Genomic DNA, 23800 nt, shown 5'->3' with positions numbered 1-23800 from the left:
GGTTTGAATAGGAAGAGTGTGCTGCTTTAGTTTGATGGCGATTGGCTACTTATTTGGTGTGGATGCGCCTCTACTCGGTCGGAGTAGCGCGCACCCTGGCGCCTATAACGGTGGCTCCACCATCCTCGTCCGAGGCTTTCCATCCGCGTTGTGCTGGTAGATCGCCTCAGGCTGGCCCTGGGCATTGAAAAACACCTGGCCGATGCCCGCCGAGTTCCACAGCCGTTCCCCGGCTTCGGCATGTTCCGGGATGTGCGGTACCACCTGCATGGTGCGTCGACGAGTGAACCAGTTGAGTGGGGAGCGTGGTGAGTAGAGCCAGCGGTTGAGGCGGTCGAACCACTCCAGCAAACGCGGGGGAAACTGGTTCTTGATGCCGCTGCTGGTGATCTGCCAGAGCCTGGGGCCGCCGTTGCGGTGGCGAATCAGCACCTGGTAGACAAACGAATAGTGCACGTCACCGGAGAGAATCACGTAGTTACCCGGCGTGCGGGAGTGGCGGAAAATATTGAGGATCACCTGGGCCGCGCCGCGATGGGCCATCCAGTTTTCAGCGTCCACCAGCAGCGGGTAGCCGCACCAGCTGAAGACCTTCTGCACCGTCTCGATCAGCTTGACGCCGAACACCGGCGCGGGAGAGACGATAATCGCCGAGGGGTGGTCCAGCAGCGCCTGTTGCAGTTCGCACAAGGCTTCCCAGTCCAGCAGGCCGGAGGGTTGTTTGAGCGTGAATTCGCTGCGCCAGCGCCGCGTTCGGGTGTCGAGCACCACCAGGGCGGGAGACGTGGGCAACACGTAATGCCATTGCTGGAATTTCAGCAGCGCTTGCAGCAGGTCATCTTGCGCAGCGGCCTGCAGATGGTTGTTGTGCGGCTGGGCGGTGAGTGCCTGGGTTTGTTTCAACAGATCGCCAAACACATCCGGCTGGTTACCCCAGCCCTGGCACAGCAGGTAGGCCAGCAGGGCATTGCCGATGATGCGTTTGGAGAAAGGATGGCCATAGGCGGTTTCTTCCCATTGCGCGCTGAGGTTCCAGTCATCGGTGATGTCGTGGTCGTCGAAGATCATCAGCGTCGAGAGGTGAGCCAGGACCCTCGCGGCGCCGGGCAGGCCGTCGCGGAAGCGCTCAATCTGCACCTGCTCCCCGGCATACCGCCGTTGTTCCTCCGCGCTCAATTGCGGCGCATGTGGGCTGATCAGTGTCCAGGGCGTGGGCGACCAGACCAACAGGTACATCGCGACCACTTCGGCAAAGGTCACGAGGTGATTGTCGGCGGTGCTGCTGGTAAAAATCGGCTTTTTCACGCCGCCGAAAAACCGTTCGCGCAAGGTCTCGTTGCTGTCCAGTGCGGGCAGCAGATCGGCCCGGTGGTAATAGCTGGCGCGATGCCCGTAAAGGCTCGCGCTGTCATCCACCACGGCGCCTTCCAGGTATTCGTCGAACAACTCCAAACGCGCGATCAGCGCATGAATCGCCCGCAGCATCGGCCCGGCCACGTCGTCGGCGTAGATCTGGTCACCGCTCATCATCAGCAAGGCCGGGCGTTGTGCCGGTGTGTGTGCCTCGGCCAGCAAACGGTCGATGCACAGCAAGCCTTCGTCGGCACTGTGGTGCGGTTTGCGGCAGGAGCCATGCACCAACTGATGGATGCGGCTGTGTAATACGAAGGTCGGCAAATGGGCATCGGCATACAGCAAATGCGTGGCCCACTCGGCAATACCGGTGCCGTCGGTCAACAGGTCATAGCCAATCGCGACGTCCTGGGGCAGAGGGTTGCTGAGCGCTACGTCAACCAGGTGAATAAAGGCGTGGCGCCCCACCGGGATGACTTGGCAATGCGTCGCGTCGAGCGGGATGTCCAGTGTTTCGTCCCGAGGTAATTGCAACCTGAGGGTCAATTGCACGGCACGACTTGTCACCAACCAGATGTTCAGGCGCTGCGGTTCCAGGCGCCGCAGCAGCGGGCCGGCAAGCACGGCGGGCAGTGTGTCGGGTTGAGGCATGAAGAGGGCAGCTCACACAAGATAGAACTGGAAAGGGTAGCGCAGAGGATGTCAGTGTTTTGTTAACGGAGCGCAACGCGGGGCGCCGCGCCCCTGGCCAAGATCAGATCAGCCGGCCTTGCCCAAGAGAATCCAGGGACGAGGTGTTGTCCTGCTGCTGCGTGTTTTGCCTCGGTGCGTCGCCGTTGATAGGGGCGGTTTTTTCTACAGGCTTGGTGGCGTTCTGAATCGTTTGTAGGGCGTTGTTGAGGTTATAGGTGTGAAAGCTGTTACCGATAATCATGGAAGACCCCTTGCTCAAATGGACGATTGCTTCTCGCATCCCTGCTTTTGAGTGCGCACTGAGTCAGTGGCAGTGGCCGGGTTGAGCGTTCCCGGCCATGGGTGTCCGAATGTTTTGCAGGCCTGTGCCTGAGGGCGTTTCAGTTCGGTTTTGGTACCGTAAACCTGAACTCACTGCCGCGGCCCACTTCGCTTTGCGCCTCTATCCGCCCGCCGTGGGCCTGGACAATACCTTGGGTGATGTACAGCCCAAGCCCGCTGCCGCTGGGGTTGTTTTCGGTCTGGGTCCAGTAGCGATCAAACACATGCGGCAACTGTTCAGGCGCAATACCTTCACCGGAGTCGCGCACAGAGAACACGATCTCCTCGCCGTTGCTCATGGCGCTGATGCCGATATTGCCCTGGCGCGGGGTGAACTTGATGGCGTTGCCGATCAGGTTCGACAGCACCTGGAACAGGCGCTCCGGGTCGCCGTTGATCTGCAGGCCGGGCTCGGCATTGAACGACAAGTCGATGCCTTTCTCCATCGCTAACGGTGCGAGCAGGGAATAGGCCTCTTCGAACATCTGGCTGACGTCCAGTGCAACCGGTTTGACCACGTAACGCCCGGCCTCGATTTTTGAGGTGTCGAGCAAGTCTTCCAGCAACACATTCATGCGCGCGGCCGCCTGTTGCATGGTGTCGATAGCCGAAGAAATCCGCCGCGAAGTGTGCGGGCCCTCGGAGCTGAAGGCCTTTTGCATCATGCCGCAGAGCATCGAGATGACGGTCATCGGGTTGCGCAGGTCGTGGGACACCACCGCCACCAGCTCGTCACGCGCGCGCACCGCCTGTTGCTCGCGCAGTACCTGACGTGACAAGTCGTTTTCCAGGGCCGAGCGGCGCAGGTCATTGGCGGCGAACAGGTCGCCGTGGCTCCATTTGGTAGAGATGCCGGCCATCTCCACTTTCCAGATTTCAAACGAGGTGCGTGGGCGAAGGCGCATGCCGGCATCGGAGCTTTCCAGGTTGAGTGGTTTGCTCGGGTCGCCGCTCCAACTGATGTTTTCCTTCACCTCCGGGCGGAACCACAGCACGCCGTTGTCCACAGGCTTGGGCAGGCTCATGGCGAGCACGCCGCTGGCCACTTGCTGGAAGTCGGCCGCCGGCGGGTACAGCGCCGCCAGGTTGTGGCTGGCGAACACCGGCTCGCCGTTCTGTTGCAACCAGCGGTGCAGCGCACGGATCTGCGCCGGCTCCGGGCAGTTGCCGTAACGGTGCAGTTGCTTGTCTTCGATGATCGCCACGCCGCCGGACAAGGTCAGTTCCATCAGCAACTGGCCGCGTTGGGCGAGGCCATCGAACACATTATTTTCCGAAGATTTCATCGCCTGATCCAGCAAGGCCAGGGCGTCGACTTTTTCTTCGCGCTGACGGCTCAGGTCCAGGGCTTCCATGGCGCTGATCTGCAACGACAGCACCTGACCGATGGTCTGGCAGGCGCTACGCAACGCGTGCGGCACCAACAGCGGCTCACGGTTGCCGCAACTGATCAGGCCCCAGAGCGTGTCACCCTTCATCAGCGAAATGCTCATGGACGACAGCACGCCCATGTTCTGCATGTACTGGCAGTGAATCGGCGACACGCTGCGCAAGGTGGCGAAGCTCAGGTCCAGCGGCTGGTCGATGTCCGGGCGCAGTCTGGGCAGCAGTGGCACCGGTTCGTAGGCTGCATTGGGGATGATTCGCAGCCAGTTGGTGCGGTACAGCTCGCGGGCTTGCTCGGGGATGTCGGACGCGGGGAAGAACAGCCCGTTGAACAGCTCCATGGACGGCGCGGACGCTTCGGCGATTACCTGGCCGTGGCCTTCCTCTTCAAAACGGTAGATCAGCACGCGGTCGTAACCGGTCATGGCCTGGATTTCGGTCACGCTGATTTCGTACAGCGCCTGCAGGGTTTTCGCCGATTGCAGGCGTTGCAGCATCTTGCCCAGGTTACTGGTGCGACCATTGAGCGCCCGTGGTTTGAAATCCTCGAGCAGCGGTTCGAATTCCAGCACCAGCACGCGCTGATGGCGATGCAGCAAGCCTTCGAACTGCGCACCATTGAGGCAGACATGCAGGGGCGGCGCGTCGAAAAAAGTATTATGCGCGGCCATGCTGTGCACCGCCTCGGCATGCTCGGCGCCGATCAGCGTGTGCAGCGGCTGACCGAGCAGCGACTCGGGCGCATGGCCGAACAGGGTGCCCACGTTGGCACTGACCTGGATGATGTTCAGGTCGGGCTCCGACAGCGTCAGCAGCACGCCGTGGGGCTGAATCGCCCCGGGAAAGCGAATGGGCTCGTCGGCACAGTTGGCAAGCAGCTCTTCGAAATCTTCGGTTTTCATAGCAGTACCTCCTGGCGGTCGAGCCATTGCTCAAAGCCGCTGAATGTTGAACGGGCAGCGATCACGGCGCGTTGTTTGTCAGCCGCGTCCAGTGTCTGCCGGTCCAGGTAATCAAGAAATGCTTTCCAGCGCCGTCCGGTCTCGGCGCCATAGACATCAAGAAATGCGCCACCGTTGTCGGCATCCACGCCCAGGCGTTGAGCCATCTCCCGACGCAATACCTGGCCGCCGAGGGTCGCGCCTTCCAGCACATACAGGGCACCGAGGCAGGCTTCGGGGGTGTCGAAAGTCGGGAGGTCGGTCCAGCGGGGCAGGGCGCTGATGGCGGCGTCGTTCAGGCCGAGGGCGTGAAGGTCACTGACCAATGTCGACGTTTTCTCACGCAACGATGTGTCAAAACCTTCGGGGATCAAGCCGCTGTCGTACAGCGCTGCTTCAATCGGCGCATAAAAGCCGAAGTACGCCTGCAGCAGACGTCGATACCACTGGGCATCCAGGCGCTCGGAAAAAAACGGCATACGCTTTTCCAGTGCGACGTGCAGCAGGCCAGTCCCCGTGCGCAGCGCTTCCAGCAGAGGTGGCGCACCAACGTCAGGGGCCTGTGATTGCATTCAGTAAGCTCGAACTGTGGGCCTGTCGGCCATGAATGACGCGTGAAAATGGGCGACGATTCTACACAACTCATTGCCGTTAGCCGTGCGCACAAGGCGAAAAGCCTGACAGGCGGATCAGAAAAGTCGCTCCTTGCTGACTAGGTGACCGCAATAACGGGCTCGAAGTTCGGTCTAGGTGATATCGCGACGCTATCAATGCATCGAAGCACCTTGCTGAGTCAATGCCGTTTGCACGCATTCAATCAGGTGACTGGTGCTCCAGGGTTTGGGCAGGAAGCGTACCGAACCGCCCAGTTCCTCGGCGATCCTGGTATTGCCGGAGGTCAACAGCACCTGCACCTCGGGCCAGCGGTGCGCGACCACGCGGCTCAAGTCGTAGCCGTTGAGCAAACCGGGCATCTGCACGTCACTGACAATCAGGTCGACCGGCTCATCGCCCCGCTCAAGGTAAATCATGCCTTCATCCGCCGAAGGAAACGATGTCACCACCGCGCCGAAATCTTCCAGCACATCCACCATCAACGCCCGAATGATTTCGTCGTCTTCCAATACCAAAATCGATGGCTGAGCCATGATCCTTACTCCACCATCAGGGTTCAGTAAGATGGAGTGGGCAGGGGCCGATTAGGTTCGATTGGATGTTTTTTAAACGATGGGTGGTCGGTTGAAGGGTCTAGGTTGCGTGCTTGCGGGCAGAGGCGGCATCCGCATCGACCCACAGGCGGTGTGAACCGGCATGGGGCATAATCGCCGGTAACCGCCGATGTGGAGTCGCCATGAAATACGCGTTGATCGCTCTAGCCCTTTTCCTGAATGCCCCTTCAGCCTTTGCCGCCGGCGATGCCGAAGCAGGCGGCAAGCTCTTCGCCAAGACCTGCGGCGGTTGCCACAGCGTCGGGGAAGGCGCGCGGGGTGGGTTTGGGCCGGAGCTGAACGGCATCATCGGCAGGCCTGCCGGTACTACCACGGATTACCAGTATTCCGACGCGATGAAGAATTCGGGTGTGGTTTGGACGCGGGACAAACTCGCGGCCTATATCGAAGACCCGAAAGCGGTGGTGAGCGGGACGCGCATGATTTTCTGGGGGATCAGTGATCGGGAGAAGATTGAGAATATTCTGGCCTATCTGGAAACCTTCCAACCTAAATGATTACTTCCATAAACGTTGCGAGCATTTTGCGTAAAGCCAGGTCCAGGGAGGCAATTGAACGGTGGGCATTGCTCACCGTTTTCTCGATAACGGCTGTGCAAATACCACACCGTTGAAGGAGTGGGTGTAGTAGTCGGAGAAGGATTCCATGTGCTCAGGCGTCAGCAGTGGATTAACCTTTTGCAGTAGGCCCGCTTCGTCGACCCACAAGCCGCTGTAGTAGCTATTTTCATCTGTTCTCACGTACTCCTGCTTGTCGCTTTCATGTAAAGCAACCACCCAGAATATGGGCTCCGGACGATCCAGACGGGCGTTGGCTTCGCTGAAAACCTGATCCCACGGTTGACCGACTTTGGAAAGGAGAAAACGGAATAGAGGGGTGTAATCAAAACCGTGTCGATGGTGGCTGTGCATTGAGCCGCGGTTTGATGGTTTGTCTTTTTCGCTCTTGGTATGCCGCTCATACCGGTAGGCGAGACAACTGCCGTGGCGCACGCCATGGGTTCGGGTGTTGACTGAGCGGTAGAGCAGGGGCTTTTGCAGTGTGGGCTTCATTGCGTCAAGACGCCTTGTTGGGTTGCTTTGGGGGCGGTGGCCAGGAGCCTTGGTAGTGAAAAGAAATCTGAAAATAGAACAGATTTGGATCTATCACCCGCCGAAAGTGTGGCTGAAGAATCACTAGCCAACTTGGGAGAACATCAAATCCTCCAGCATAGATTTGTGGTTCCTCGTGTAAGTCGAGTTCGGTCAGAATACTGTCGCTGTCCTCAAAGTCTGCTGAGTATTCAGATGCCTCCAGGGTTTCTGTTTGTTTGTTGAACCATTGCAGCCGTATTTTCATTGCCATAGCGAACGCTCCGCTTATTTTTCTATACGTCTTTCATCTTTAGCCGGACCCCGCCGCTCACCGGTATAAGGGTCAAATGAACCTAGGTGTTTCACATCACTGTATCGGTAGACTTCCAGCTCTCCTTGTTCTGAATCCCACTCGAAAAGTTTCTTGCCTTTCGCGTCCTTCCAACGCTCCCGAAGGCCACCTCCATTACGTTTTCGCGTCTTTCTCTTCTGTTCTATCAAACCAGGGAAACCAGTAATGTCCTCGGTTTTTGGCGCCGGGTAGTAGCCAAAGTCTGGATTTTTCAATCCCTTCCGAGGCTCATTTACCACCACATACAGCGGCCGAACCCCCGACTCCACCGGGAACACCAGAATAAAATCCCGATACTGAGGTGGATAAATCGGGTTCACCAGAATCTGTGCGGCCTTCTCCGTTGGCGGATAAATCCAGATCACCGGCGCCTGCGGCGCAGCTTCCAATGCCGGAATACCTAACATGTCACTGGGATCAACCGCAGGCGTCCAGATCAGCTCCACGCCCTCGCCAAAATCCGCCACAAACTGATCGCCACGGCTTTGAAACTGCACCACATCAATCATCTGCCACGCGGCATGATTGCCCGTGTAAAACCCATACCCTTTGAGCGTGCCGTCCTCACGTTGCTCGATATGCAACCGCATCTGCGAACGCGCCCGTTGCATCGAACGCAACTGCTCCTCGCTGTACAGCGCGCTATCGCCCAGCGCCGAAGGCCAAGCCAGCGCCACCAAACCCGTCAGCAGGCCTGCGGCGACGGACCCAACGGCTGTGGCCGCCGACTCCCAAACTGCCGAACGCAATGCCAGCTGCCCCAAGCCCGCGGGCAATGGGCTGCCGCTGATCTTGCGCAAGGCGACTGCGCCCCGGCTGTCCACCTCACGTCCACCCAGCAGGCTTAAATGGCCGTACTCCTTGATCAACTCCAACGGGACATACCCGGCCGGGTTGAAGTAATGAGTGACGCCGTCAGGCAGCTGGCAAGGCTTGATGAAAACGCAGCCTGGAGGTCTGGCTGGCTCGGGTACTGGAGCAGGCGATGGCTCGAAAAAATCAACAGACGGCGAATACGGCACACGCGATGGCTGCGGGGTCAGGATCCGTCGCTTGCGTAAATCTTCTTCGGTGGGCGGGTAAAAGCGTTCTGACATGAAGGGCTCACTTCCTTGTGCGAGGGAGTGAGCCTACGAGGTAGGCAAAGAGGCGAATGTCGTCTTTGTTCGCTGCTGAGCGTGGGAAAAGTGGACTGATGCCCAGTCGGTGCCTTTTCTATCACCGCCGAATGCCTCTGTGGCGAGCGGGCTTGCCCCGCGTTGGGTTGCGAAGCAGCCCCAAACCCGACTCCACGGAGTATCTGATACACCGCATTCGTCTTTACTGGAGCTGCTGCGCAAACCAACGCAGGGCAAGCCCGCTCGCCACGATACCGCCGGCGCTCAAGCGTTCGATCAGCGTTGTGCAGATACTGCCTGCTGATCAGCCGAGCAAGTGCCTGGAAATCAGCCGGGAGATTTCCACGATGGAGGTCTTGCCGGTGAATTCGAATTTCACTTTGCCCAGCGACGAAAAGTAGATCTCCAGCTCCGAGTCCAGATCGAAGGTGCCGGAGGTTTCCACGGAGTACGCCACAATGTTTTTGTACGGCAACGAGGTGAAGTCCTTCTTGCTGCCGGTGATCCCCTGCACGTTCACCGCAATAATGCGCTGGGTGGTGAAGACCACGCCGTCGCGCATGGCCTTGTAGGCGTCGACCACTTCTTCGCCGTCCAGCAGCAGGGCTGATACGCGTTCGGCGTATTCGTTGTTTTGCTTGAGCTTGAAGAAGCCTTTGTTGTTGAAGTCGATCATCTGCCTGTCCTGGGTGGGTGGTGTTTCAAACGGGTGCCGGTGTATGGCGTTTTGCTTGTGGATCTGTATCTGACGCGCGGGATATGTACGCTCTACCATGGCGACCCTGGCGAAGGATTCCACGCCGGCAGAACAAAAATCCAGGAGCCAAACAATGCCCGATATGTCCAGCCTGCTTGCCTACGGTCTGATCTCACTCGGCATGGTGCTGACGCCCGGGCCGAACATGATTTACCTCATTTCCCGCTCGATCTGCCAGGGGCGCATGGCCGGGCTGATTTCCCTGGGCGGCGTTGCGTTGGGTTTTGTCGTGTACATGCTGTGCGCGGCGTTGGGGATCACGGCGTTGCTGATGGCCGTTCCCTTTGCCTACGACGCGTTGCGCCTTGGCGGCGCGCTTTATCTGGCCTACCTCGCGTGGCAGGCGGTCAGGCCGGGTGGGCGTTCACCTTTCCAAGTGCGCGACTTGTCCAAGGACAGCCCGCGAAAGTTGTTCACCATGGGCCTGGTCACCAACCTGCTCAATCCCAAGGTAGCGGTGATGTATGTGTCGCTGCTGCCCCAGTTCATCGACCCGAACGGCCATGGCAGCGTGCTTGCGCAGTCCCTGGTGCTGGGGTTTACACAGATCTTTATCAGCGTGAGCGTCAACGCGGTGATTGCCTGCATGGCGGGTTCGATTGCCGTGTTTTTCGTCACCCGGCCGGGATGGCAGGTGGTGCAACGCTGGGTGATGGGGTCGGTGTTGATGGGGTTGGCGGTGCGGATGGTGGTGGAGGGTCGGCGGTAGGCGACCACCTCACAGGATTGCTTTCAGGTACTGCTTGAGTGCGTCGAGCGGGGCCGTGAGTGCTTCAAACGTAGGCGCTTGGCGCACGTCCGTCGCCAGCCGTTGCAGTTCACGGCCCATTACCGTGTTGGCGCCGCCCAGCGCCACCAGGGCCAGCGCGATGCACTCGCTGATTTTTTGCTGAGTCGTAACGAGATCGCCCTTGCGTACGAGCAGCCCAAACACCTCCCGCTCATACCCATCCATCACCAGATCATCCCGCAAAACCGGGCTACCGCCGTCCGTCTCGTGCGCAAGCTTAAGTGCAAAGAGCGCGACCGCTTCCAGCGTCAATTCCATGGTTTTGGGTCCTGGGTTATGTGGAGGAGGGCGATGATCACTGTTCTGTGCCTGAAAAAAAAGACCCCGGCGCCGTACAACGGGCTCGCGCGCGCAAAGGGCAGTCCAAGGAACGATATTAATAAGCCATGCTCCAACTCGCCATGCATCCGGTTCTCAAAGGGCCGGCGTGCAGGGCTAACTCGCGCTGTCTGAACAGCGGCGCGTTCTCCTTCAGACAAGGACGCAACGACCATGCAGCCATCTCCCACCCAGGTACCTTCGGCCACCGGCGAACTGATCGCCAGCTTCCGCCACGGCAAGGGCTTTCTGATTTTCAGTTTGATAGTTGGCGTCGTGCTGTTGGGCCTCGCCGTGTTTGTGTTGTACCTGGGCACCCTCCTGCCCGCAGGCAGCGAAGGACCCATAGCTGGCGAGACCTCCCGCGGCCTGTCATTCAGCTTCAGCAGCCCGCAGACGCTGATCTACGCCACCAGCGCCTTGCTCGCGGTTATCGCGTTGGGCATGTTTGCGGTCTACGCCTGGCACAAAAAACTGCGCGCGCCGGTGTACAACGTGTTTGAGTTGGGCATAGAGCGCATCGTCAACGGTCAGCGCCACTACACCGCGTTCGCCGACATCGAAGACCTGTACCTGTTCGGCTCCGGGCAAACCGCAATGACCGGCCTGATCACCAACCTGGCCTATCGCCGCAACGCGTCCGAGCCGTTTCACCGCGTGATCGAAAGCCTCAAGGGCTTTTATGAATTCCAGCAACTGATGCGTGAGCGTCACGTACTCGCGCGCATGCCGGCGGTGGTCGCGACGCTGGAGGCGGGCGGGTCGGTGACGTTCAACTGCATCAACTCAGGGCAGGTCTGGGGCAAACGTGTGAGCGGCAACTTCCTGAAAGTCAACACCTCGCCGATTGCGGTCAGCCGTACGTTTTTGCAATACAAGGGCGAGAGCGTGTCGATGGCGTCCTTGCGCAGCGTTGATCTGAATGCCTGGACTGAAAACGTGGTGATCAAGGACGAGAGCGGCAAAGTAGTGCTGTCGACGGTTGCCACGGGGATCTTGAGCCATGATGTGTTTCTAAACACGCTCAATGCGTTGTTTGCCTCACAAGAGCCAGCGCGCGAGTTGGTCTGAGCCGTGTTGAAACAAACTTACCGACCGCTCGGCAGGGGACGGTCGGGTTCCGCCCCTCGTTGCAGCAAAAAAATGGAACGGCTCTTGGCGGCGTTCGCCTAATGATTAGCCTGTGGATAATTCCCCAGGCAGCGTGCCAATATCGGCATCCTTCGAGAGGTGGTCAACGTGGCTAAAGACGAGAAGAAAAGCAAAGGCGAGTCTTCAAAAGCCAGTAAGGAATTGAAAGACAAGACGTCATCACCGGCAAAAAAATCAGCAGCGGCGTCGACCCTTTCGAAGTTTTCTGAAAAGAAAGACAAGAAAAAGGATGCTGAACCGAAGAAGGTTGTGAAGAAGGCTGATAGCAAGCCGGAAAAGGCCAAGAAGGCAGAGAAGGCGGAAAAGCCTGCCAAGAAGAAAAAGTGACAGCTGGAAGGGTTTAAGGCCTCACGATTCACTTTCCTGCAGACGAAAAAAAGACCTTGAATTTCAAGGTCTTTTTTTAAGATGGTGCCCCGAGGGAGACTCGAACTCCCACTCCTTTCGAAAACGGATTTTGAATCCGCCGCGTCTACCAATTCCGCCATCAGGGCTCAATGGCGGCGAAGTATAGAGACGAGATTACCGTTGGTCAATCACGTTTCATGGTCAATTTTGACTAATTCCGCTAGACTTCCCGGCCCTGCTAGACGAACCCCATCATGCGCGTTGCTGACTTTACTTTTGAGCTCCCTGATTCGCTGATCGCTCGCCACCCATTGGCCGAGCGTCGCGCCAGTCGACTGCTGACCCTGGACGGGGTGAGCGGTGCCCTCGCACACCGTCAATTCACTGATTTGCTTGAGCATTTGCGCCCGGGCGATTTGATGGTGTTCAACAATACCCGGGTGATTCCGGCGCGGCTTTTTGGCCAGAAAGCGTCCGGCGGCAAGCTGGAAATTCTGGTGGAACGGGTGCTGGACAGCCATCGCGTGCTGGCCCATGTGCGTTCCAGCAAGTCGCCGAAACCGGGCTCAAGCATCCTGATCGACGGCGGTGGCGAAGCCGAGATGGTGGCGCGCCATGACGCGTTGTTCGAGCTCAAGTTTGCCGAAGAGGTGTTGCCGCTGCTGGAGCGCGTCGGCCATATGCCGTTGCCTCCTTATATAGACCGTCCCGACGAAGACGCCGACCGCGAGCGCTATCAGACGGTTTACTCGCAGCGCCTGGGCGCCGTGGCCGCACCTACCGCCGGGCTGCATTTCGATCAGCCGCTGCTGGATGCGATTGCCGCCAAGGGCGTCGACAGCGCCTATGTGACCCTGCACGTGGGGGCCGGCACGTTTCAGCCGGTGCGTGTGGATAATATTGAAGATCATCATATGCACAGCGAATGGCTGGAAGTCAGCCAGGACGTGGTGGATGCCGTGGCGGCGTGCAAGGCGCGCGGCGGGCGGGTGGTTGCCGTGGGCACCACCAGCGTGCGCTCCCTGGAAAGTGCCGCGCGCGATGGCGTGCTCAAGCCGTTCAGCGGTGACACCGATATCTTCATCTACCCAGGCCGCCCGTTCCATGTGGTCGATTGCCTGGTCACCAACTTCCATTTGCCCGAATCCACGCTGTTGATGCTGGTGTCGGCCTTTGCCGGTTACCGCGAAACCATGGCCGCCTACCAGGCCGCCATCGCCAACGAGTACCGTTTTTTCAGTTACGGTGATGCGATGTTTATCACCCGCAATCCGGCGCCAAGCGGCCCAGAGGAACAACTATGAGTCGTATGTCGTTTGAACTGCTGGCCACCGACGGCAAGGCCCGTCGTGGTCGCCTGACCTTCCCGCGCGGCACTGTCGAGACCCCGGCGTTCATGCCGGTCGGCACCTACGGCACCGTCAAGGGCATGCTGCCGCGCGACATCGTCGCCACCGGCGCCGAGATCATCCTCGGCAATACCTTCCACCTGTGGCTGCGCCCGGGCACCGAAGTGATCAAGAAGCATGGCGACCTGCATGATTTCATGAAGTGGCAGGGCCCGATCCTCACCGATTCCGGTGGTTTCCAGGTGTTCAGCCTGGGCGCCATGCGCAAGATCAAGGAGGAGGGCGTGACCTTCGCCTCGCCGGTCGACGGCGCCAAGGTGTTCATGGGGCCGGAAGAGTCGATGCAGGTGCAGCGCGACCTGGGCTCGGACATTGTGATGATTTTCGACGAGTGCACGCCGTACCCGGCCGATGAGGACGTGGCGCGGATTTCCATGGAGTTGTCGCTGCGTTGGGCCCAGCGTTCGAAAAACGCCCACGGCGACAACACCGCCGCGCTGTTCGGCATCGTCCAGGGCGGCATGCACGAAAGCCTGCGCAAGCGCTCGCTCGAAGGCCTCGACACCATTGGCTTCGACGGCCTGGCCATTGGCGGCCTGTCGGTGGGCGAACCCAAGCACGAGATGATCAAGGTGCTGGATTATCTGCCGGGCCTGATGCCCGCTGAAAAACCTCGTTACCTTATGGGCGTTGGCAAACCGGAAGATCTCGTAGAGGGTGTGCGCCGCGGTGTGGACATGTTCGATTGCGTGATGCCAACCCGTAATGCCCGCAATGGGCATCTGTTCATCGATACAGGCGTGCTGAAGATCCGTAACGCGTTCCATCGCCATGATGAATCGCCGCTCGATCCCACCTGTGACTGCTACACCTGCCAGAACTTCTCGCGTGCTTATCTGCATCATCTGGACAAGTGCGGGGAAATGCTGGGTAGCATGTTGAATACCATCCACAATTTGCGTCACTACCAAGTCCTGATGGCTGGTTTGCGCGAGGCTATTCAACAGGGTACATTGGCCGCCTTCGTCGATGCCTTCTATGCCAAGCGCGGGCTCCCTGTGCCGCCCTTGGACTGAGTTTTCCCGACCCTAAGATTCACTATTTGCAACTGGAGTGCTAAATGAGCTTTTTTATCTCTAACGCCATGGCTGACGCCGCTGCGCCTGCCGCTGCCGGCCCTATGGGCGGTGGTTTCGAGTGGATTTTCCTGGTCGGCTTCCTGGTCATCTTCTACCTGATGATCTGGCGTCCACAGGCCAAGCGCGCCAAAGAGCAGAAGAACCTGCTGGGCAGCCTGCAAAAGGGCGACGAAGTGGTGACCACTGGCGGCATCGCCGGCAAGATCACCAAGGTTGCCGATGCTTTCGTGGTACTGGAAGTCTCCGACACCGTGGAAATGAAGTTCCAGAAGGGCGCCATCGCTGCCACGCTGCCTAAAGGCACGCTCAAAGCGATCTAAGCAACAACCTTTACCAATCGACGGGGCGCGCAAGGCGCCCCGCGTTATAAGCGGGCGGCGTGATGCTGAACAAATACCCTCTGTGGAAATACGTACTGATCCTGGCGGTGCTGGCGATCGGTTTTATTTATTCCGCTCCCAATCTCTATCCTGATGACCCGGCGATCCAGATCACGGGCGCCAGCACTTCGCTGCAGGTCAATCAGGCCGATCTGGAACGCGCGAGCAAAGCGCTCAATGACGCGGGTATCCAGGTTAAGGCGGCAACATTGGCCGCGGGTGCCAAGGGCGGCTTGCTGCGCCTGACCAAATCCGAAGACCAATTGCCGGCCAAGGACGTCGTGCGCAAGGCCATGGGTGACGACTACGTTGTCGCGCTGAACCTGGCACAGACCACGCCACAATGGCTGCGCAGCATTGGCGCGCACCCGATGAAGCTGGGTCTGGACTTGTCCGGTGGTGTGCACTTCCTGCTGGAAGTCGACATGGACAAGGCCCTCGACGCGCGCCTGAAAGTCTATGAAGGCGATGTGAAGAGCCTGCTGCGCAAAGAGAAGTTGCGTTATCGCAGCCTGCCGCAGCTCAACGGTGCCATCCAGCTGGGCTTCTCTGATGAAGCGTCCCGCGAACAGGCCCGTGCGCTGATCCGCAAGAACTTCAATGACTTCGACATCGTGCCGGCCGACCTCAATGGTCAGGCGGTACTGCGTCTGGCGATGAGCCCGGCGAAGATCGCGGAAATCCGCGAATACTCCATCAAGCAGAACCTGACCACGGTGCGTAACCGTGTCAACGAGCTGGGTGTGGCCGAGCCGATCGTGCAGCGTCAGGGCGCCAACCGTATCGTGGTTGAATTGCCGGGCGTGCAGGACACCGCTGAAGCCAAGCGTATCCTGGGTAAAACCGCCAACCTGGAGTTCCGTCTCGCGGCCGAGCCGGGTGCTACCCGCGCCACCTCCGAAGAGTTCGAGTTCCGCGAAGGCAACCGCCCACCTGCGCTGATCGAGCGCGGCCTGATTATCACCGGTGACCAGGTCACCGATGCCAAGGCCGGTTTCGACTCGCAGCACGGCACTCCTGAAGTGAACATCCGCCTGGATGGCCACGGCGGCGACCTGATGAACCGCGCCACGCGCAGCAACGTCGGTCGCAGCATGGCGGTGATCTTCATCGAGCAACGCCCGGTGACCACCTACACCAAGCAGATGGTCAACGGTGTCGAGAAAGACGTGCCGGTGCAGACCTTCAAGGAAGAGAAGAAGATCATCAGCCTGGCGACCATCCAGTCGCCGCTGGGTGCTCAATTTCGCATCACCGGCCTGAACGGCCAGGGCGAATCCTCCGAACTGGCGCTGTTGCTGCGTGCCGGTGGTCTGGCGGCGCCGATGTACTTCGCTGAAGAACGCACCATTGGCCCGAGCCTGGGTGCCGACAACATCACCAAGGGTGTCGATGCAGCCTTGTGGGGCATGCTGTTCGTGTCGCTGTTCATCATCGCCATCTACCGCTTCTTCGGCGTGATCGCCACCGTGGCCCTCGCGGGCAACATGGTGATGCTGCTGGCCCTGATGTCGCTGCTGGGTGCAACGCTGACCCTGCCGGGTATCGCCGGTATCGTGCTCACCATGGGTATGGCGGTGGATGCCAACGTGCTGATCTTCTCGCGGATTCGTGAAGAGATCGCCGCCGGCATGACCGTGCAGCGTGCAATCAACGAAGGCTTCGGCCGGGCATTTACCGCGATTCTCGACTCCAACCTGACCACTCTGCTGGTCGGCGGGATTCTCTTTGCCATGGGCACCGGCCCGGTCAAAGGTTTTGCGGTGACCATGTCCCTGGGTATCTTTACCTCGATGTTCACGGCCATCATGGTGACCCGCGCAATGGTCAACCTGATCTTTGGCGGACGTGACTTCAAGAAGTTGTGGATTTAAGGGGCTGCCATGTTACGTACAATCAACTTCATGGGCGTTCGCAACGTTGCGTTCGGCGTCACCGTGCTCCTTACCGTTCTGGCGTTGTTCAGCTGGTTCCATAAGGGCCTGAACTACGGCCTGGACTTCACCGGCGGTACGCTCATCGAGCTGACCTACGAGAAGCCGGCCGACGTTACCCTGGTGCGCAACGAGCTGGTCAAGGCCGGCTATCACGAAGCCGTGGTGCAGAGCTTTGGTGCTACCACCGACCTGTTGGTGCGCATGCCGGGCGAAGACCCGCAACTGGGCCACCAGGTGGCCGAGGCCTTGCAGAAGGTCGGCGGCGACAACCCGGCGTCGGTCAAGCGCGTCGAGTTCGTGGGCCCGCAAGTGGGTGAAGAGCTGCGCGACCAGGGCGGCCTCGGCATGCTGATGGCGCTGGTCGGTATCATGATCTACCTGGCTTTCCGCTTTCAGTGGAAGTTCGGTGTCGGCGCCATTGTGTCGCTGATCCACGACGTGATCGTGACCGTGGGTATCCTGGCGTATTTCCAGATTACCTTCGACCTGACCGTGCTGGCGGCCGTGCTGGCGATCATTGGTTACTCGCTCAACGACACCATCGTGGTATTCGACCGGGTTCGTGAGAACTTCCGCGTACTGCGCAAGGCGTCGTTGATCGAAAACATCAACATCTCCACCACCCAGACGCTGCTGCGCACCATGGCGACGTCGATCTCCACCTTACTGGCGATTGCCGCGTTGATGATCTTCGGTGGCGACAACCTGTGGGGCTTCTCCCTGGCGCTGTTCATCGGCGTTCTGGCGGGCACCTACTCGTCGATCTACATCGCCAACGTGGTGCTGATCTGGCTGAACCTCAACAGCGAAGACCTGATTCCTCCGGCCAGCACTGGCAAGGAGGTCGACGACCGTCCTTGATGGGCGTTTGTTGACACGCTGTTACAAAAGAGGCACGAGAATTGAACTCGTGCCTTTTTTTTTGCTCCAAGGCTGGGTATAGCGCGGATCTTTCGGTCCGCTTGTGATGGTCAGGAGGTTCAACGTGAACAAGTCGTTGCTGGTTGGTGCGGTATTGGGTGCTGTCGGTGTGACTGCCGGGGGCGCTGTTGCCACCTACAGCCTAGTAAAAAGCGGCCCTGAGTATGCGCAAGTGCTGGCTGCACAGCCGGTAAAAACCCAGATTAAAACGCCGCGTGAGGTCTGCAAGGACGTCGCGGTGACTCGGCAGAAGCCGGTGCAGGATCAGCATCAGATCGTCGGCACCGTGGTCGGTGCGCTGGCCGGTGGCCTGCTGGGTAACCAGGTCGGTGGCGGTAACGGTAAGAAGCTGGCCACTGTAGCCGGTGCGGTCGGTGGCGGTTACGCCGGTAACAAGGTTCAGGAAGGCATGCAGAACCGCGATACTTACACCACCACTCAGACACGCTGTAACACCGTCAACGACATCAGCGACAAGGTTGTCGGCTATGACGTGCGTTACACCCTGGATGGCAAGGAAGGCACCGTGCGCATGGATCGTGATCCAGGCGGCCAGATTCCAGTGGATAAAGAGGGGCGTCTGATCCTGGGTCAGAACCAGCAGTAATTCAGGGGCAGATTCAAAGCCCCATGCAGTAAAAAATGTGGGAGGGGGCTTGCGCCCGATGGTGGTAGGTCAGTCAATACATCTGGCGACTGACAAGCCGCTATCGGGAGCAAGCCCCCTCCCACAGTTGATTTCTGTGTGACTGGCATGTGTGTTCATGCCAAATTCCAGGCATGAAAAAAGCACCCCGCGGGGTGCTTTTTTTTTGCCTGCTCGCTTAGCGCTTCAGCGAAGCCGGCAGGTGCGGCTGGATTGCTGTCAGCACGGCCTTGAAGCATTTGGTGTTGCCCGCAACCACATGGCCTTTCTCAAGGAAGTCGTGACCGCCGGTGAAGTCGCTCACCAGGCCGCCGGCCTCTTGAATCAGCAGTGCGCCTGCAGCCATGTCCCACTCGGAAAGGCCCGACTCCCAGAACGCATCAAAACGACCGGCAGCCACGTAAGCCAGGTCCAGGCTCGCTGCGCCGGCGCGGCGGATGCCGGCGGTCTGGCCGACCAGGGCGCGGAACATGCCCAGGTAGTTTTCCAGGTTATCCATCTGGTCGTCACGGAACGGGAAGCCGGTGCCTAGCAGGGCGCCGTCCAGGCTGGTGCGGCCGCTGACACGCAGGCGACGACCATTGAGTTGCGCGCCACGGCCACGGCTGGCGGTGAATTCTTCCTGGCGAACCGGGTCGAGTACGACGGCGTGTTCCAGGCGGCCACGGTATTTGCAGGCGATGCTCACGGCAAAGTGCGGAATGCTGCGCAGGAAATTGGTGGTGCCATCCAGTGGGTCAATGATCCACAGGTAGTCTTCGCCTTCGCCGCTGCCTTTGTGCAGGCCGGTTTCTTCACCGAGGATGCCGTGGGTAGGGTAGGCCTTGCGCAGAGCGTCGATGATTTTCTGTTCGGCGGCGCGATCCACCTCGGATACGTAATCCTTGGCGTCTTTTTCGTCGACCTTGATGGTATCCAGGCGCTCGATGGAGCGGAAGATCAATTCACTGGCGCTGCGGGCGGCGCGCAGCGCGATATTCAGCATGGGCTGCATGGATAGGTCACCTAAGGTTGTTAAAGAAAGCCGGGCAGTTTAGCAGAAACTTTCTTCAGGTGAAGGACGACGTTAGCTTTCATGGCATAACCTTAGGCTGTTCTGTAAGATTTGCTCCCCTTTTCCGTGTCCGAGAGCGCCTCCCTTGCTGCAAAACATTCGTGTCGTCCTCGTCAATACCAGTCATCCCGGCAACATCGGCGGGGTGGCGCGAGCCATGAAAAACATGGGGCTGACGCGCCTGGTGCTGGTCGAGCCACGGGTGTTTCCGCACCACGAGGCCGATGCCCGTGCGTCCGGCGCCAATGACCTGCTCGCGAGCGCCCAGGTGGTCGCCACCCTGGAAGACGCCTTGGTGGGCTGCAACCTTGTGCTCGGCACCAGTGCCCGTGACCGGCGCATCCCCTGGCCGCTGCTGGACCCGCGTGAGTGCGGCACCAAAGTGATCGAAGAGGCTGCCGGCGGCGCTGAAATCGCCCTGGTGTTCGGCCGTGAAGACTCCGGCCTCACCAATGAAGAGCTGCAGCGATGTCATTACCATGTGCACATTCCATCCGACCCCGAGTTCAGCTCGCTGAACCTCGGGGCCGCGGTGCAGGTACTGAGCTACGAGGTGCGCATGGCCTGGCTGGCGGCGGCAGGCCAGCCGAGCAAGGTCGAGAAGGATGAAGTGGCGTCGACCAAGAGTGGTGAGCTGGCCACCATGGACGAGCTGGAGCGTTTCTATGAGCACCTGGAGCACACCCTGGTGGCCATCGAGTTTCTCGACCCGGAAAAACCACGGCACTTGATGGCGCGCCTGCGTCGCCTGTATGGGCGCAGTTCGGTGAGCCGAGCGGAAATGAACATATTGCGTGGCATCCTCACGGAAACCCAGAAAGCGGCCCGTGGCGAGCTTCTTAAGCGGAAGGATTAACAATGTTCGAGCGTTTGCGAGAAGACATCCAAAGCGTTTTCCACCGTGACCCGGCGGCGCGCAATGCCTTTGAAGTGCTGACCTGCTACCCGGGCATGCACGCGATCTGGATCCACCGCCTGTCCGGCTTCTTTTGGGGCATGGGCTGGAAGTGGCTGGCACGGCTGGTGTCGAACTTCGGTCGCTGGCTGACCGGGATCGAGATTCATCCGGGCGCCAAGGTCGGGCGCCGCTTTTTCATCGATCACGGCATGGGCATTGTGATCGGCGAGACCGCTGAAATCGGCGACGATGTGACTCTTTACCAGGGCGTGACCCTGGGCGGCACCAGTTGGAACAAAGGCAAGCGCCACCCGACCCTGGAAAATGGCGTGGTGGTGGGGGCGGGCGCCAAGGTGCTCGGTCCGTTCACGGTGGGTGCCGGCGCCAAAGTGGGCTCCAACGCCGTGGTGACCAAGGCGGTGCCGGCTGGCGCCACGGTGGTGGGTATCCCCGGTCGCATCATCGTCAAGCCGGAAGCCGGCGACGAGCAGGAAGCCAAGCGCAAAGCCATGGCCGAGAAAATCGGCTTCGATGCCTACGGCGTCAGCGAAGACATGCCCGACCCCGTGGCACGCGCCATCGGCCAGTTGCTCGATCACCTGCAAGCGGTAGACGGCAAGCTGGAGGGCATGTGCGGCGCGCTCAAGGAGTTGGGCAGCAGCTATTGCGCCAAGGACCTGCCCGAGTTGCGCGAAGAAGACTTCGCCGAAATCAAGAGCGAAACCGCCACCACCAAGGCTGGCTGAAGATTCCCGGTCACTGCAAATCCCCTGTGGGAGCGGGCTTGCTCGCGAAAGCGGTCCATCAGTCAGCATTTTCGGCGACTGATACGCCGCTTTCGCGAGCAAGCCCGCTCCCACATTTGATCCTCATTGTGGCTGAGAGTGCTGGTTGTCCGTTCCCGCTGTTCGCCCCCACCCCATCCTGCTATGATTCGCGCGCCCTTTTTTCGGGCAATCCTGACTAAATTACTAGGTCTTATAGTTGACTTAAATACTCGGGAATCGCATACTTGCTCCCATTCTGAAACACCCTGGTACTTGTCCATGAGACTGACTACAAAAGGCCGATACGCGGTAACCGCCATGCTTGACCTGGCCTTGCACGCGCAGACCGGGCCGGTGTCCCTGGCCGATATCTCCGAGCGCCAAGGCATTTCACTGTCTTACCTCGAGCAGCTGTTCGCCAAATTGCGCCGCAGCAATCTGGTCTCCAGCGTTCGCGGTCCAGGTGGTGGCTATCAGTTGTCCCGCGAGATGCAGGGCATTCAGGTCGCCCAGGTGATCGATGCGGTCAACGAATCCGTCGATGCCACCAAATGCCAGGGCCTGGGTGATTGCCACGCCGGTGACACCTGCCTGACGCACCACCTGTGGTGTGACTTGAGCCTGCAGATCCATGAGTTTTTGAGTGGTATCAGCTTGGCTGATCTTGTGACTCGCCGTGAGGTGCAAGAAGTAGCCCAGCGTCAGGACCAGCGCCGTTGCAACACCAGGGCGCCGCGTCTGGACAAGATTGAAGCGTCCGCCGTCGAGTGACAGCCGAAGAGCTAACGGCACGCCAGCCAGCCTGATTTAGGAGAAAGTCCATGAAATTGCCAATTTACCTTGATTACTCAGCGACCACCCCGGTTGATCCGCGTGTTGCGCAAAAGATGAGTGAATGCCTGCTGGTTGACGGAAACTTCGGCAACCCGGCCTCCCGCTCCCACGTATTCGGCTGGAAAGCCGAGGAAGCGGTCGAGAACGCTCGTCGCCAGGTCGCCGACCTGGTGGGCGCAGACCCGCGTGAGATCGTCTGGACCTCCGGTGCCACCGAGTCCGACAACCTGGCGATCAAGGGCGCGGCGCATTTCTACGCGACCAAGGGCAAACACCTGATCACCACCAAGATTGAGCACAAGGCTGTCCTCGACACCATGCGCCAACTGGAGCGTGAAGGTTTCGAGGTCACCTACCTCGAGCCGACCACCGACGGTATCGTCACCCCGGCCATGATCGAAGCTGCGCTGCGTGAAGACACCATTCTGGTTTCCGTGATTCACGTGAACAACGAAATCGGCACCATCAACGACATCGAGGCCATCGGCGAGCTGACCCGCTCCCGGGGTATCCTGCTGCACGTCGATGCTGCCCAGTCCACCGGCAAGGTCGACATCGACCTGTCCAAGCTGAAAGTCGACCTGATGTCGTTCTCGGCCCACAAAACCTACGGCCCCAAAGGCATCGGCGCTCTCTACGTGAGCCGCAAGCCTCGCGTGCGCATCGAAGCGGCCATGCATGGCGGCGGTCATGAGCGCGGCATGCGTTCGGGCACCCTGGCTACCCACCAGATCGTTGGCATGGGCGAGGCCTTCCGCGTAGCCAAGGAAGACATGGCTGCCGAAAACATTCGTATCAAGGCCCTCAGCGATCGCTTCTACAAGCAGGTCGAGAACCTTGAAGAGCTGTACGTCAACGGCAGCATGACCGCCCGCGTACCGCACAACCTGAACCTGAGCTTCAACTACGTCGAAGGCGAGTCGCTGATCATGGCGCTCAAGGACCTGGCGGTGTCGTCCGGTTCGGCCTGCACCTCGGCCTCCCTTGAGCCTTCGTACGTACTGCGCGCCCTGGGCCGCAATGACGAACTGGCACACAGCTCGATTCGCTTCACCTTCGGCCGCTTCACCACCGAAGAGCAGGTCGACTACGCAGCGCAGAAAGTGTGTGAGGCGGTCAACAAGCTGCGCGTTCTGTCGCCGCTGTGGGACATGTTCAAAGACGGTGTCGACATCTCCAAAATCGAGTGGGCGGCACACTAAATTATAGAAGCCGCCACCCATACTCTGTAGGAACGTGGCGGAAAACGCAGGCGTTTCTACAGGGTTCCAGAGCGGCCCTGATGAGTGAGGATTGAGTACCATGGCTTACAGCGAAAAGGTCATCGACCACTACGAAAACCCGCGCAATGTCGGCAAGATGAACGCGGAAGACCCTGATGTGGGCACCGGCATGGTCGGCGCTCCGGCGTGCGGCGATGTGATGCGCCTGCAGATCAAGGTCAACGACGCTGGCGTCATCGAAGACGCCAAGTTCAAGACCTACGGCTGCGGTTCGGCCATCGCCTCCAGCTCCCTGGCGACCGAATGGATGAAAGGCAAGACCCTGGATGAGGCTGTCACCATCAGCAACACCCAGCTGGCCGAAGAGCTGGCGCTGCCGCCGGTGAAAATCCACTGCTCCGTACTCGCTGAAGACGCCATCAAGGCGGCCGTTCGCGACTACAAGCAGAAGAAAGGCTTGATCTAAGCATTTGGCGACGAGTAAGGAGTCAACGATGGCTATCAGCATGACAGAAGCGGCAGCGCAGCACATTCGCCGCTCCCTGAATGGGCGCGGTAAAGGTGAGGGGATTCGTCTGGGTGTTCGCACCACGGGCTGTTCCGGCCTTGCCTACGTGCTGGAGTTTGTCGACGAGGTGGTTGCGGAAGACCAGGTGTTCGAAAGTCACGGCGAGAAAGTGATCATCGACCCCAAGAGCCTGACTTACCTGGACGGCACCGAACTCGATTTCGTCAAGGAAGGGTTGAACGAAGGCTTCAAGTTCAACAACCCCAACGTACGCGGTGAGTGTGGCTGCGGCGAAAGCTTCAACATCTGAGGC

The 23800-nt window shown here is 59.5% G+C and carries 27 protein-coding genes and 1 tRNA gene; 16 read left to right on the top strand and 12 right to left on the bottom strand.

Features of this window, described 5'->3' with window-relative positions:
* Positions 1 to 102: 102 nt before the first annotated feature.
* From JOE32_RS12730 to JOE32_RS12710, 5 genes are all read right to left on the bottom strand, one after another.
* A complete protein-coding gene (locus JOE32_RS12730; protein ID WP_209984641.1) occupies positions 103 to 2004 on the bottom strand; it encodes an alkaline phosphatase family protein in 1902 nt (633 codons plus the stop codon).
* A 103-nt stretch (positions 2005 to 2107) separates the two neighbouring features.
* The gene (locus tag JOE32_RS12725; protein ID WP_209984638.1) at positions 2108 to 2287 is read right to left on the bottom strand and encodes a hypothetical protein; all 180 of its coding nucleotides are present in this window, start codon (positions 2285 to 2287) and stop codon (positions 2108 to 2110) included.
* A 139-nt stretch (positions 2288 to 2426) separates the two neighbouring features.
* Entirely contained in the window at positions 2427 to 4655 is a 2229-nt protein-coding gene (locus JOE32_RS12720) for an ATP-binding protein (protein ID WP_209984635.1), read from the bottom strand.
* Entirely contained in the window at positions 4652 to 5266 is a 615-nt protein-coding gene (locus tag JOE32_RS12715) for a biliverdin-producing heme oxygenase (RefSeq protein WP_209984633.1), read from the bottom strand. The genes JOE32_RS12720 and JOE32_RS12715 overlap by 4 nt, the downstream gene beginning before the upstream one ends.
* 195 nt (positions 5267 to 5461) lie before the next feature.
* Positions 5462 to 5842 carry a response regulator gene (locus JOE32_RS12710; protein WP_209984630.1) on the bottom strand — a complete coding sequence of 127 codons (381 nt, stop codon included), beginning with the start codon at positions 5840 to 5842 and terminating at the stop codon, positions 5462 to 5464.
* Positions 5843 to 6045: 203 nt separating this feature from the next.
* Here JOE32_RS12710 and JOE32_RS12705 point away from each other — a divergent pair, with 203 nt between their 5' ends.
* A complete protein-coding gene (locus JOE32_RS12705; protein ID WP_209984612.1) occupies positions 6046 to 6420 on the top strand; it encodes a cytochrome c family protein in 375 nt (124 codons plus the stop codon).
* 72 nt (positions 6421 to 6492) lie between these two features.
* Here JOE32_RS12705 and JOE32_RS12700 read toward each other — a convergent pair whose 3' ends face one another.
* The 4 genes from JOE32_RS12700 to JOE32_RS12685 all read right to left on the bottom strand — a co-directional run bounded on the left by JOE32_RS12700 (position 6493) and on the right by JOE32_RS12685 (position 9142).
* Positions 6493 to 6975, bottom strand: coding sequence for a hypothetical protein (locus JOE32_RS12700; RefSeq protein WP_245229022.1), 483 nt, complete (start codon positions 6973 to 6975; stop codon positions 6493 to 6495).
* Positions 6976 to 6979: 4 nt separating this feature from the next.
* Complete coding sequence (locus JOE32_RS12695; RefSeq protein ID WP_209984608.1) at positions 6980 to 7267, bottom strand: colicin E3-like toxin immunity protein; 288 nt, start codon at positions 7265 to 7267, stop codon at positions 6980 to 6982.
* 14 nt (positions 7268 to 7281) lie between these two features.
* A complete protein-coding gene (locus JOE32_RS12690) occupies positions 7282 to 8445 on the bottom strand; it encodes an S-type pyocin domain-containing protein (RefSeq protein ID WP_209984605.1) in 1164 nt (387 codons plus the stop codon).
* Between the two features lie 325 nt (positions 8446 to 8770).
* Positions 8771 to 9142, bottom strand: coding sequence for a PH domain-containing protein (locus JOE32_RS12685; RefSeq protein WP_057007296.1), 372 nt, complete (start codon positions 9140 to 9142; stop codon positions 8771 to 8773).
* Positions 9143 to 9296: 154 nt separating this feature from the next.
* On the opposite strand from JOE32_RS12685, the gene JOE32_RS12680 reads away from it, so the two are divergent.
* Positions 9297 to 9932 carry a LysE family translocator gene (locus tag JOE32_RS12680; RefSeq protein ID WP_209984602.1) on the top strand — a complete coding sequence of 212 codons (636 nt, stop codon included), beginning with the start codon at positions 9297 to 9299 and terminating at the stop codon, positions 9930 to 9932.
* Positions 9933 to 9941: 9 nt separating this feature from the next.
* Here JOE32_RS12680 and JOE32_RS12675 read toward each other — a convergent pair whose 3' ends face one another.
* Positions 9942 to 10271 carry a hypothetical protein gene (locus tag JOE32_RS12675; RefSeq protein ID WP_209984600.1) on the bottom strand — a complete coding sequence of 110 codons (330 nt, stop codon included), beginning with the start codon at positions 10269 to 10271 and terminating at the stop codon, positions 9942 to 9944.
* Between the two features lie 234 nt (positions 10272 to 10505).
* Between JOE32_RS12675 and JOE32_RS12670 the strand changes: the two genes are divergently transcribed.
* Positions 10506 to 11402, top strand: coding sequence for a hypothetical protein (locus tag JOE32_RS12670; RefSeq protein ID WP_209984597.1), 897 nt, complete (start codon positions 10506 to 10508; stop codon positions 11400 to 11402).
* Between the two features lie 159 nt (positions 11403 to 11561).
* Positions 11562 to 11810: a hypothetical protein gene (locus JOE32_RS12665; protein WP_209984593.1), complete on the top strand. Its 249-nt coding sequence runs from the start codon at positions 11562 to 11564 to the stop codon at positions 11808 to 11810.
* A gap of 82 nt (positions 11811 to 11892) precedes the next feature.
* On the opposite strand, the gene JOE32_RS12660 is transcribed toward JOE32_RS12665, so the two are convergent.
* Positions 11893 to 11977: transfer RNA gene (locus JOE32_RS12660), tRNA-Leu, on the bottom strand.
* A 108-nt stretch (positions 11978 to 12085) separates the two neighbouring features.
* On the opposite strand from JOE32_RS12660, the gene queA reads away from it, so the two are divergent.
* The 6 genes from queA (at position 12086) to JOE32_RS12630 (ending at position 18164) form a co-directional block, all read left to right on the top strand.
* Positions 12086 to 13135, top strand: a complete 1050-nt coding sequence (gene queA / locus JOE32_RS12655; protein ID WP_209984590.1) for a tRNA preQ1(34) S-adenosylmethionine ribosyltransferase-isomerase QueA — start codon at positions 12086 to 12088, stop codon at positions 13133 to 13135.
* 5 nt (positions 13136 to 13140) lie between these two features.
* Positions 13141 to 14256, top strand: coding sequence for a tRNA guanosine(34) transglycosylase Tgt (gene tgt / locus JOE32_RS12650; protein WP_209990501.1), 1116 nt, complete (start codon positions 13141 to 13143; stop codon positions 14254 to 14256).
* Positions 14257 to 14300: 44 nt separating this feature from the next.
* Positions 14301 to 14639, top strand: a complete 339-nt coding sequence (gene yajC / locus JOE32_RS12645) for a preprotein translocase subunit YajC (RefSeq protein ID WP_003238439.1) — start codon at positions 14301 to 14303, stop codon at positions 14637 to 14639.
* Positions 14640 to 14701: 62 nt separating this feature from the next.
* Positions 14702 to 16573: a protein translocase subunit SecD gene (gene secD / locus JOE32_RS12640; protein ID WP_003238441.1), complete on the top strand. Its 1872-nt coding sequence runs from the start codon at positions 14702 to 14704 to the stop codon at positions 16571 to 16573.
* A gap of 9 nt (positions 16574 to 16582) precedes the next feature.
* On the top strand, positions 16583 to 17497 hold the full coding sequence (gene secF / locus JOE32_RS12635) for a protein translocase subunit SecF (RefSeq protein WP_057007285.1): 915 nt from the start codon (positions 16583 to 16585) through the stop codon (positions 17495 to 17497).
* Positions 17498 to 17621: 124 nt separating this feature from the next.
* Positions 17622 to 18164, top strand: coding sequence for a glycine zipper 2TM domain-containing protein (locus JOE32_RS12630; RefSeq protein WP_003238445.1), 543 nt, complete (start codon positions 17622 to 17624; stop codon positions 18162 to 18164).
* A gap of 217 nt (positions 18165 to 18381) precedes the next feature.
* Here JOE32_RS12630 and suhB read toward each other — a convergent pair whose 3' ends face one another.
* The gene (gene suhB / locus JOE32_RS12625; RefSeq protein ID WP_209984587.1) at positions 18382 to 19197 is read right to left on the bottom strand and encodes an inositol-phosphate phosphatase; all 816 of its coding nucleotides are present in this window, start codon (positions 19195 to 19197) and stop codon (positions 18382 to 18384) included.
* 145 nt (positions 19198 to 19342) lie between these two features.
* Here suhB and trmJ point away from each other — a divergent pair, with 145 nt between their 5' ends.
* The 6 genes from trmJ to iscA all read left to right on the top strand — a co-directional run bounded on the left by trmJ (position 19343) and on the right by iscA (position 23797).
* Positions 19343 to 20113, top strand: coding sequence for a tRNA (cytosine(32)/uridine(32)-2'-O)-methyltransferase TrmJ (gene trmJ / locus JOE32_RS12620; RefSeq protein WP_209984585.1), 771 nt, complete (start codon positions 19343 to 19345; stop codon positions 20111 to 20113).
* 2 nt (positions 20114 to 20115) lie between these two features.
* On the top strand, positions 20116 to 20901 hold the full coding sequence (cysE, locus tag JOE32_RS12615) for a serine O-acetyltransferase (protein ID WP_209984583.1): 786 nt from the start codon (positions 20116 to 20118) through the stop codon (positions 20899 to 20901).
* A 300-nt stretch (positions 20902 to 21201) separates the two neighbouring features.
* Entirely contained in the window at positions 21202 to 21693 is a 492-nt protein-coding gene (gene iscR / locus JOE32_RS12610) for a Fe-S cluster assembly transcriptional regulator IscR (RefSeq protein WP_057007282.1), read from the top strand.
* A gap of 50 nt (positions 21694 to 21743) precedes the next feature.
* Complete coding sequence (locus JOE32_RS12605) at positions 21744 to 22958, top strand: IscS subfamily cysteine desulfurase (protein ID WP_209984576.1); 1215 nt, start codon at positions 21744 to 21746, stop codon at positions 22956 to 22958.
* Positions 22959 to 23058: 100 nt separating this feature from the next.
* On the top strand, positions 23059 to 23445 hold the full coding sequence (iscU, locus tag JOE32_RS12600) for a Fe-S cluster assembly scaffold IscU (RefSeq protein WP_003175965.1): 387 nt from the start codon (positions 23059 to 23061) through the stop codon (positions 23443 to 23445).
* Positions 23446 to 23473: 28 nt separating this feature from the next.
* The gene (gene iscA / locus JOE32_RS12595; RefSeq protein ID WP_003175963.1) at positions 23474 to 23797 is read left to right on the top strand and encodes an iron-sulfur cluster assembly protein IscA; all 324 of its coding nucleotides are present in this window, start codon (positions 23474 to 23476) and stop codon (positions 23795 to 23797) included.
* The last annotated feature ends 3 nt before the right edge of the window (positions 23798 to 23800 follow it).

Origin of the sequence: Pseudomonas sp. PvP025, from assembly GCF_017832155.1 — a bacterium.
Classification (GTDB): domain Bacteria; phylum Pseudomonadota; class Gammaproteobacteria; order Pseudomonadales; family Pseudomonadaceae; genus Aquipseudomonas.
This window is presented reverse-complemented; position numbering and strand designations above follow the sequence as displayed.

What these genes read in the sequence shown, in the direction of transcription:
- JOE32_RS12730 (WP_209984641.1), bottom strand. Translation starts at nt 2,004, where the DNA reads ATGCCTCAACCCGACACACTGCCCGCCGTGCTTGCCGGCCCGCTGCTG.
- JOE32_RS12725 (WP_209984638.1), bottom strand. Translation starts at nt 2,287, where the DNA reads ATGATTATCGGTAACAGCTTTCACACCTATAACCTCAACAACGCCCTA.
- JOE32_RS12720 (WP_209984635.1), bottom strand. Translation starts at nt 4,655, where the DNA reads ATGAAAACCGAAGATTTCGAAGAGCTGCTTGCCAACTGTGCCGACGAG.
- JOE32_RS12715 (WP_209984633.1), bottom strand. Translation starts at nt 5,266, where the DNA reads ATGCAATCACAGGCCCCTGACGTTGGTGCGCCACCTCTGCTGGAAGCG.
- JOE32_RS12710 (WP_209984630.1), bottom strand. Translation starts at nt 5,842, where the DNA reads ATGGCTCAGCCATCGATTTTGGTATTGGAAGACGACGAAATCATTCGG.
- JOE32_RS12705 (WP_209984612.1), top strand. Translation starts at nt 6,046, where the DNA reads ATGAAATACGCGTTGATCGCTCTAGCCCTTTTCCTGAATGCCCCTTCA.
- JOE32_RS12700 (WP_245229022.1), bottom strand. Translation starts at nt 6,975, where the DNA reads ATGAAGCCCACACTGCAAAAGCCCCTGCTCTACCGCTCAGTCAACACC.
- JOE32_RS12695 (WP_209984608.1), bottom strand. Translation starts at nt 7,267, where the DNA reads ATGGCAATGAAAATACGGCTGCAATGGTTCAACAAACAAACAGAAACC.
- JOE32_RS12690 (WP_209984605.1), bottom strand. Translation starts at nt 8,445, where the DNA reads ATGTCAGAACGCTTTTACCCGCCCACCGAAGAAGATTTACGCAAGCGA.
- JOE32_RS12685 (WP_057007296.1), bottom strand. Translation starts at nt 9,142, where the DNA reads ATGATCGACTTCAACAACAAAGGCTTCTTCAAGCTCAAGCAAAACAAC.
- JOE32_RS12680 (WP_209984602.1), top strand. Translation starts at nt 9,297, where the DNA reads ATGCCCGATATGTCCAGCCTGCTTGCCTACGGTCTGATCTCACTCGGC.
- JOE32_RS12675 (WP_209984600.1), bottom strand. Translation starts at nt 10,271, where the DNA reads ATGGAATTGACGCTGGAAGCGGTCGCGCTCTTTGCACTTAAGCTTGCG.
- JOE32_RS12670 (WP_209984597.1), top strand. Translation starts at nt 10,506, where the DNA reads ATGCAGCCATCTCCCACCCAGGTACCTTCGGCCACCGGCGAACTGATC.
- queA (WP_209984590.1), top strand. Translation starts at nt 12,086, where the DNA reads ATGCGCGTTGCTGACTTTACTTTTGAGCTCCCTGATTCGCTGATCGCT.
- tgt (WP_209990501.1), top strand. Translation starts at nt 13,141, where the DNA reads ATGTCGTTTGAACTGCTGGCCACCGACGGCAAGGCCCGTCGTGGTCGC.
- yajC (WP_003238439.1), top strand. Translation starts at nt 14,301, where the DNA reads ATGAGCTTTTTTATCTCTAACGCCATGGCTGACGCCGCTGCGCCTGCC.
- secD (WP_003238441.1), top strand. Translation starts at nt 14,702, where the DNA reads ATGCTGAACAAATACCCTCTGTGGAAATACGTACTGATCCTGGCGGTG.
- secF (WP_057007285.1), top strand. Translation starts at nt 16,583, where the DNA reads ATGTTACGTACAATCAACTTCATGGGCGTTCGCAACGTTGCGTTCGGC.
- suhB (WP_209984587.1), bottom strand. Translation starts at nt 19,197, where the DNA reads ATGCAGCCCATGCTGAATATCGCGCTGCGCGCCGCCCGCAGCGCCAGT.
- cysE (WP_209984583.1), top strand. Translation starts at nt 20,116, where the DNA reads ATGTTCGAGCGTTTGCGAGAAGACATCCAAAGCGTTTTCCACCGTGAC.
- iscR (WP_057007282.1), top strand. Translation starts at nt 21,202, where the DNA reads ATGAGACTGACTACAAAAGGCCGATACGCGGTAACCGCCATGCTTGAC.
- JOE32_RS12605 (WP_209984576.1), top strand. Translation starts at nt 21,744, where the DNA reads ATGAAATTGCCAATTTACCTTGATTACTCAGCGACCACCCCGGTTGAT.
- iscU (WP_003175965.1), top strand. Translation starts at nt 23,059, where the DNA reads ATGGCTTACAGCGAAAAGGTCATCGACCACTACGAAAACCCGCGCAAT.
- iscA (WP_003175963.1), top strand. Translation starts at nt 23,474, where the DNA reads ATGGCTATCAGCATGACAGAAGCGGCAGCGCAGCACATTCGCCGCTCC.